This is a genomic window from Acidobacteriota bacterium (assembly GCA_040752915.1).
Classification (GTDB): domain Bacteria; phylum Acidobacteriota; class UBA4820; order UBA4820; family DSQY01; genus JBFLVU01.
Genome location: JBFMHB010000100.1, coordinates 1 through 7,154, shown reverse-complemented (window position 1 = coordinate 7,154; position 7,154 = coordinate 1). Strand labels below are relative to the sequence as shown.

Here is a 7,154-nt window from a genome sequence, read left to right as displayed (position 1 = left end):
CGGAGCCTTTCGGGGCGCTCCCTGGCCGTGTTCGTTGGGGCTCAGGCGGCGGCGGCGGGGGCGTGCGTGCTGGGCACCGCGGCCTCCGTCCGGTACGACCTGCCCACGGGAGCCGCCATCTGCCTGGCCCTCGCCCTGCCCCTGGCGGGGGCGTGGGTCGTGCGGCGCGTGCGGGATTCCGGCCCTCCGGGGCGGCGGAGGAGCCCTTGATCCGGCGGGAGGCCCCGCGGACGGGGCGGGGACCGGCGCCTCCGGTTCTCAAGGCCGGCCCGAGTGTGGTTCAATAAGGCCAGGGGGATCCGAAGGCCGAAAGCGAGGGGCGTCCGGGGGGACGCCGCCGGGCCGTCCCAGAGGAGGTGGCCTTGAATTTCGAACTGACCGCCGAACAGCAGGTGCTGAGGGATACGATCCGCTCCTTCGCCGAGGAGAAGATCGGGCCCCACGTCCGAGAGTGGGACGACGCCTGCCGCTTTCCGAGCGAGGTCTTCGCGGAGCTGGGCGAAATGGGCGTCATGGGCGCCATCTTCCCCGAGGAGTACGGGGGCGCGGGCATGTCCTACGTGGACTACGTCCTCATCATCGAGGAACTGTCCCGGGTGGACCCCTCGGTGGGAATCGGCGTGGCGGCCCACAACTCCTTGTGCAGTAACCACATCTATCTGACCGGGACGCCCGAGCAGCGGGAGCGCCTCCTTGCGCCTCTGGCCCAGGGAAAGAAGATCGGCGCGTGGGCCCTCACGGAGCCCGGGTCGGGCTCGGACGCGGCGGGCCTCCGAACCACGGCGGTGAGGAAGGACGGGGGCTGGGTGCTCAACGGCACCAAGACCTTCTGCACCCACGCGACGGTGGGGGACACGGCCGTGATCATGGCCCTGACGGACCGGTCGGACCCGCACCACGGCGTGACGGCCTTCGCCGTCGAGAAGGGGACCCCCGGCTTCCGAGCGGGCAAGAAGGAGAAGAAGCTCGGGCTCTGCGCCTCGGACACCGGGGAACTCATCCTGGAAGACTGCTTCGTCCCCGACGAAAACCGCCTGGGCGAGGTGAACCGAGGTTTCCAGGACGCCCTGAGGGTCCTCGACGGGGGCCGCATCTCCATCGCCGCCCTCTCCCTCGGGGGAGCCCAAGGGGCCTTCGAGACGGCCCTCCGCTACTCCAAGGAGCGGGTGGCCTTCGGCAAGAAGATCGCCGAGTTCCAGGCCATCCAGTTCGCCCTGGCGGACATGGCCACGCGCATCGACGCGGCGCGCCTCCTCACCTTCCGCGCCGCCCAGGAGAAGGACAAGGGCCGCACCGTCACCAAGCTTTCCTCCATGGCCAAGATGTACGCCTCGGAGGTCTCTGTCTGGTGCGCCGAGCGGGCCGTCCAGATCCTCGGCGGCTACGGGTTCACGAAGGACTTCCTGGCGGAAAAGTTTTACCGGGACGTGAAGCTCAACACCATCGGAGAGGGCACGAGCGAGGTGCAGCGCCTCGTCATCGCCCGGCAGCTCCTGAGGGAGTGACGGCCCGCGAAGGCCCATCGGGGAAACCATGCACGTCTTAGCGGAAGCCGTTCTCAAGGGGGACCGCCGGGCGCTGGCGCGCGGGCTGAGCGTCGTGGAAGACCGCCGCGACGGCTACCTCGACCTCCTGAAGGACCTGTACCGGCAAGGGGGACGGGCCCGCATCGTGGGCGTGACGGGACCTCCCGGGGCCGGCAAGTCCACCCTCGTGAACCGTCTCATCGGGGCCTACCGCGTAATGGGGAAGACCGTGGGGGTGGTGGCCGTGGACCCCTCCTCGGCCTTCTCCGGAGGCGCCATCCTGGGGGACCGGATCCGGATGCAGGACCGCGCCCTGGATCCCGGCGTCTTCATCCGCTCCATGGCCACCCGCGGCCACATGGGCGGCCTGGCGCGGGCCACCTCCGACGCCCTGGTGGTCCTCGACGCGGCGGGCTTCGACGTGATCCTCGTGGAGACCGTGGGTGTGGGCCAGGACGAGGTGGACATCGTGCGCGAGGCGGACACGGTCCTCGTCCTCCTGGTGCCCGGGCTGGGCGACGACATCCAGGCCATCAAGGCAGGCATCATGGAGATCGCCGACATCTTCGTGATCAACAAGGCCGACCGGGAGGGGGTGGAGCGAGTGGAGCGCGAACTGCGGGCCGCCCTTCAGCTGGCCGAGGCGGCGTCGGATTGGGTGCCGCCGATCCTGAAGACCGTGGCGTCCCGGGACGAGGGCACCGCCGAAGTGGTCTCGGCCGTGGAGGCCCACGGGGAGCACCTGTGCGGCGCCCGCTCCGAGAGCCGCCTGCGGCTCAAGTACGGACAGCGTTTCCGGGATCTGCTCGCGGAGCGGTTCCTCCTGGGCCTGCGATCCCGCTGGCTCTCGGAGGAGCAGGAGGCCCGCATCGTGCAGGCCTTCATCCGCCGGGAGGCGGATCCCTATTCGGCGGCGGAGGAGATCCTGGCCCGCATCCGCTGGGAGGACAGGCCGTGAAGATCGAGCACGTCGGCGTGGCCGTGGCGTCCCTCGATGCCGCCAAGTCCTTCTACGAGGCCCTCGGCCTGGAGTGCGGCGGCGAGGAGGAGGTCACGGAGCAGAAGGTGCGCGTGGCCTTTTTCCCCCTCGGCGAGAGCCGCCTCGAACTCTTGGAAAGCACGGACCCCGAGGGGCCCGTGGGGAAGTTCGTCGCCAAGAGGGGACCGGGCCTCCATCACCTCTGCGTGGAGGTCCCGGACGTGGCCAAGGCCCTCGAAACCCTCAAGGCGCGGGGGTTCGCCCTCGTCGACGAGGTCCCTCGGACCGGGGCGGGCGGCCGGAGGGTGGCCTTCGTCCACCCCAAGTCCACCGGCGGCGTCCTGCTCGAACTCGCGGAGAAGCCATGAAGGATAGAAGCGCAGGCTCCAAAGGCGCGGCGGCGAGCCGAGGCCGCCCGGCCCCCCGCCTCGCCGGATCCCGGACGGTCTCCCTTCCCGGGGAGGAGTCCTTCGTCGTGGCCTACCTGCGCGACCCGCGGGAGAAGATCTGGGGCCTCCTCCTCCGCATGGAGACGGCGGGCTTCTGGATCCGGGGGATCGAACTCAACGCCTTCGAGGATTGGGCCCGTGAGGTGCGGAGCGCGGCTTCCCCCTCCATGGGGCTGTCCACGACCTTCCTGCCGTTCCTGAGGGTGGAGAAGATCGTGGCCGACGAGCGGACGGGGTCCATGCCCTCCCTGGCCGAGCGCTTCGAGACCCTGGCGGGACGCCCCGTGGCCGAGTTCGTCGGCCTCCGCTGACCGCGGGACAGGAGGAGGCTCCATGTACGATCCCACCGACGAAAAGGCGGAGGAACTCTTCGCCGCGCTCCTCTCGATTCTGAGGGGGGCGCCCTCGAACCTCGCCAAGCAGTCCCTCGCGCGGCTCTTCGAGGAGGCGGCCCTCACGGACCTCCTGGCCAGGGAGAAGAAGGGTCTGCCCGCGGACGAGGAAGCCTGGCAAGACGCCCTCGCCGAGCGGTGGGAGGAGGTGGAATCCTTGCGGAACGAGAAGGCCGCCTCCTTCCTCCACTCCATCCAGATGTCCGAGTTCTGATCGGAATGCTTTTTCCCCTTTCTCGCGATGGAAACAAGACCGTGTCCCCAAGCGCCCCTGCCACCGCCCCATCCGGCCCGGCGCCTTCGGCGCCTCCTCGGGGCTTGGCCCGTTCCGTCGAAGCGTAGGCGCTTCTCCGTCTCGTTCCTGCGCCCCGTCCGCCCTTCGGGCGGGCCGGATTCTTCGGAGGCGGCCTGCACCCTTGAGCCGAACCCGTCCCCCCACCCCCCAGAGGGCGCCGACGGCAACGGCCCTATTGCGGCGTCAGGCTTTTCGGTCTGGGACGCTCCACGTACATCCAGTACGCCTCGGTCCTGTCCCGCTCGCCTTCCTTGCACTAGGCCCATCGGCGTCGGGACGCGCCTCCCTCCCTTCGGTCGGTCGGCCGATGCACAGAGCCGCCCCGGGAAACCCGCTGATTCGTTTCCCTTTTCACGTTCACTTCCTCCTCATTCCCTGTCCCGGATACCCTTGGCCCATGCGGCCCGGCGCCTTCGGCCCCTCCCCCCGAGGACGGGTCCGCGCGTCGAAAGGAATACCTTTCTCCTCGCGTCCCTTTCCCTCGGTCCGCCCTCCGGGCGGGTCACCTCCATGTCCACAATCAGCCCTGCCTCCCAGGGGGCCCTGTGGGGGGCGGCGCGGGTCGTGGTTCCAAGACGCCCCGGCGGGATGCCTTTCGAGGGTGCCCCGAATGCGCCACCTTTCCATCGCGGAATTCGGCCTTCTGGGGGGAATTGGCGCACCGAGAAGGGGATGGGGCTCCAGTGCGGGCGCCGATCCGGGCCTCCGGTGGTATACTCAGAGGGACCCTGCGCACCGAATTTGGGGGCGGGGCGTCCGGCCCTTACGCGGCCGGGCCATCGCAAGAGGCCCATCACCGGACCGGTGATGCCATGAAATGGGAACCATCCGGCGGAGGAGAGAAGCGCCCGCCGGAACCGTGTGCGGGCGCCCCCGGCGGGAGACCGCGGCGGCGCCACGGGAGGATGACATGGCCATTCGTGAACAGGATGCCCTTGACTACCACTCCGTAGGACGCCCGGGCAAGACCGAGGTGGTGCCCACCAAGCCCTGCCTCACGGCCCGGGACCTCTCCCTCGCCTACTCGCCCGGCGTGGCGATTCCTTGCCTGGCCATCGAGAAGAACCCCGAGGACGCCTACAAATACACCAACAAGGGCAACCTCGTGGCGGTCCTCTCCAACGGAACCGCCGTCCTGGGCCTGGGTGACATCGGCGCCCTGGCCGGCAAACCCGTCATGGAAGGCAAGGGCGTCCTCTTCAAGCGATTCGCCCACGTGGACGTCTTCGACATCAACCTGGACACCCACGACCCCGACGAGGTCATCAAGGTCGCCCAGCTCCTCGAGCCCACCTTCGGCGGCATCAACCTGGAGGACATCAAGGCCCCCGAGTGCTTCTACATCGAGGAAACCCTCAAGAAGACCATGAAGATCCCGGTCTTCCACGACGACCAGCACGGCACCGCCATCATCTCCGGCGCCGCCCTCCTCAACGCCCTCGAGATCGCCGGCAAGAGCATCAAGGACGTGCGCGTCGTCGTATCGGGCGCCGGCGCTTCGGCCATCGCCTGCGCCAAGTTCTACGAACAGCTCGGAGTGCCCAACGCCAACTTCCTCCTCGTGGACACGAAGGGCGTCGTCTTCAAGGGGCGCAAGGAGGGGATGAACCCCTACAAGGAGCACTTCGCCCAGGACACGAAGCTCCGGACCCTGGCCGAGGCCATGAAGGGCGCCGACGTCTTCCTCGGCTGCTCCGTCAAGGGGCTCGTCACGCAGGACATGGTCCGCTCCATGGCCAAGAACCCCATCGTTTTCGCCATGGCCAACCCCGATCCGGAGATCGCCTACGAGGACGCCAAGGCCGCCCGGGCCGACGTGATCATGGCCACGGGGCGCTCGGACTACCCGAACCAGGTGAACAACGTCCTCGGCTTCCCCTTCATCTTCCGCGGCGCCCTCGACGTGCGCGCCACCGCCATCAACGAAGAGATGAAGATGGCCGCCGCCAAGGCCCTGGCCACCCTCGCCAAGGAGCCCGTGCCCGAGAACGTCTGCGCGGCCTACGGCGGACAGAAATTCGAGTTCGGCCCCGAGTACATCATCCCCAAGCCCTTCGACCCGCGCGTCCTCTACTGGGAGGCCCCCGCCGTGGCCAAGGCCGCCTGCGAGACGGGCGTGGCCCAGAAACCCATCACCGACTGGGACGCGTACCGCGCCCGCCTGGAGGCCATGACCAGCAAGAGCCAGGAGGTCATGCGCACCATCCGCGCCACGGCGCGCAAGGAGAAGAAGCGCGTGGTCTTCCCCGAGGGCGAGAACCCCAAGATCATCGAGGCCGCGCGCCTCCTTGCCGACGAGGGCCTGGGCCTGCCCATCCTCCTCGGCAAGAGGGAGACCATCGAGGCCGCCGCCCAGCGCGTGGGGCTCGACCCGAAGAACGTGACCATCGTGGACCCGGAGACCGCCCCCGACGCCGAAGCCTTCGCGAACGAGCTTTACGCTTTGCGGTCCCGCAAGGGCTTCACCCCCAAGAAGGCCCGGACCCTCGTCAAGAAGGCCCTCTACTACGCCCTGATGATGCTCCGCACGGGCAAGGCCGACGGCATGGTGGCGGGGATCGAGCGCTCCTACGTGGACACGATCCGCGTCGTCCTGCCCCTGGCCGAACTCAAGGAAGGCGTCCGGCGCGCCGTGGGCATGCATGTGGTCCTCGTGGGCAGCAAGGTTTTCATCTTCGCCGACACCACCGTCCACATCGAGCCCGACGCCCGGGAACTGGCCGACATCGCCGTCCAGGCCGCGGAACTGGCCCGCCACTTCAACCTCGAACCCCGCATCGCCATGCTGGCCTTCTCCAACTTCGGCGACAACGACCACCCCAAGGCCCGCAAGGTGCGCGAGGCGGTGGCCCTCCTCCACCAGGAGCGCCCCGACCTCGTCGTGGACGGCGAGATGCACGGCGACGTGGCCGTCCTGCCCGACTTCGCCCGCGAGAACTTCCCCCACAGCAAGATCCAGGGCGACGCCAACGTCCTCATCTGCCCCGACCTGCAGAGCGGCAACATCGCCTACAAGCTCGTGGGCTACATCGGCGGCCAGCGGGAGGTCATCGGGCCCCTGCTCTTCGGCCTTAAACAGCCCATCAACGTCGTCTCCCTCAACTCCGACGTCCGCGAGATCGTCAACATGGCCGCCCTCTCCTGTTACCAGGCGGGCCGGTAGGCCGCCGGAGCGGGTGAGGCGGAGACGGAGAGAGAAACAGGGATACCCGAAAAGGGCCACCCGAGAAGAGAAGAAAAAGGGAGCGCGAGGGGGTGGCCGAAGCCGGGGGGAGAACCCCCGGCTTCGCGCCTCCGATCCAGACGGGGCGGGCCGCATGGCCCGTCCTTTTTTCATTCCGTGAGAACTGCGAGGCAGGGACCCCACGAGGTCCGCGCCCTCACTCACCCTGTTGCCTCACGTAAGAATCTTCCCAAAATGGTATTTGTTGCCTCATGTAAAAATCAATCCGAAACGCGGTGCCTTCTGACCGCAGCAGGGACTGTGGGAAGGGTGGGAAACCCCGGAGGGGT

At 68.5% G+C, this 7,154-nt stretch carries 7 protein-coding genes; all 7 read left to right on the top strand.

From position 1 onward, the window contains the following. The coding region (locus AB1824_12610; protein ID MEW5765805.1) for a hypothetical protein at positions 1–210 on the top strand (210 nt) is incomplete at its 5' end. A 152-nt stretch (positions 211–362) separates the two neighbouring features. Next, the gene (locus AB1824_12605) at positions 363–1,505 is read left to right on the top strand and encodes an acyl-CoA dehydrogenase family protein (GenBank protein MEW5765804.1); all 1,143 of its coding nucleotides are present in this window, start codon (positions 363–365) and stop codon (positions 1,503–1,505) included. A gap of 28 nt (positions 1,506–1,533) precedes the next feature. Continuing rightward, positions 1,534–2,484 (top strand): methylmalonyl Co-A mutase-associated GTPase MeaB, encoded by a 951-nt coding sequence (meaB, locus tag AB1824_12600; protein MEW5765803.1) that lies wholly within the window; start codon positions 1,534–1,536, stop codon positions 2,482–2,484. After that, positions 2,481–2,873: a methylmalonyl-CoA epimerase gene (gene mce, locus AB1824_12595; protein MEW5765802.1), complete on the top strand. Its 393-nt coding sequence runs from the start codon at positions 2,481–2,483 to the stop codon at positions 2,871–2,873. Before meaB ends, mce begins: the two co-directional genes overlap by 4 nt. After that, the gene (locus AB1824_12590) at positions 2,870–3,265 is read left to right on the top strand and encodes a hypothetical protein (GenBank protein ID MEW5765801.1); all 396 of its coding nucleotides are present in this window, start codon (positions 2,870–2,872) and stop codon (positions 3,263–3,265) included. The genes mce and AB1824_12590 overlap by 4 nt, the downstream gene beginning before the upstream one ends. A 22-nt stretch (positions 3,266–3,287) precedes the next feature. Then, positions 3,288–3,560, top strand: a complete 273-nt coding sequence (locus AB1824_12585; protein ID MEW5765800.1) for a hypothetical protein — start codon at positions 3,288–3,290, stop codon at positions 3,558–3,560. A gap of 991 nt (positions 3,561–4,551) precedes the next feature. Next, the gene (locus tag AB1824_12580; GenBank protein ID MEW5765799.1) at positions 4,552–6,804 is read left to right on the top strand and encodes an NADP-dependent malic enzyme; all 2,253 of its coding nucleotides are present in this window, start codon (positions 4,552–4,554) and stop codon (positions 6,802–6,804) included. Positions 6,805–7,154 lie beyond the last annotated feature (350 nt).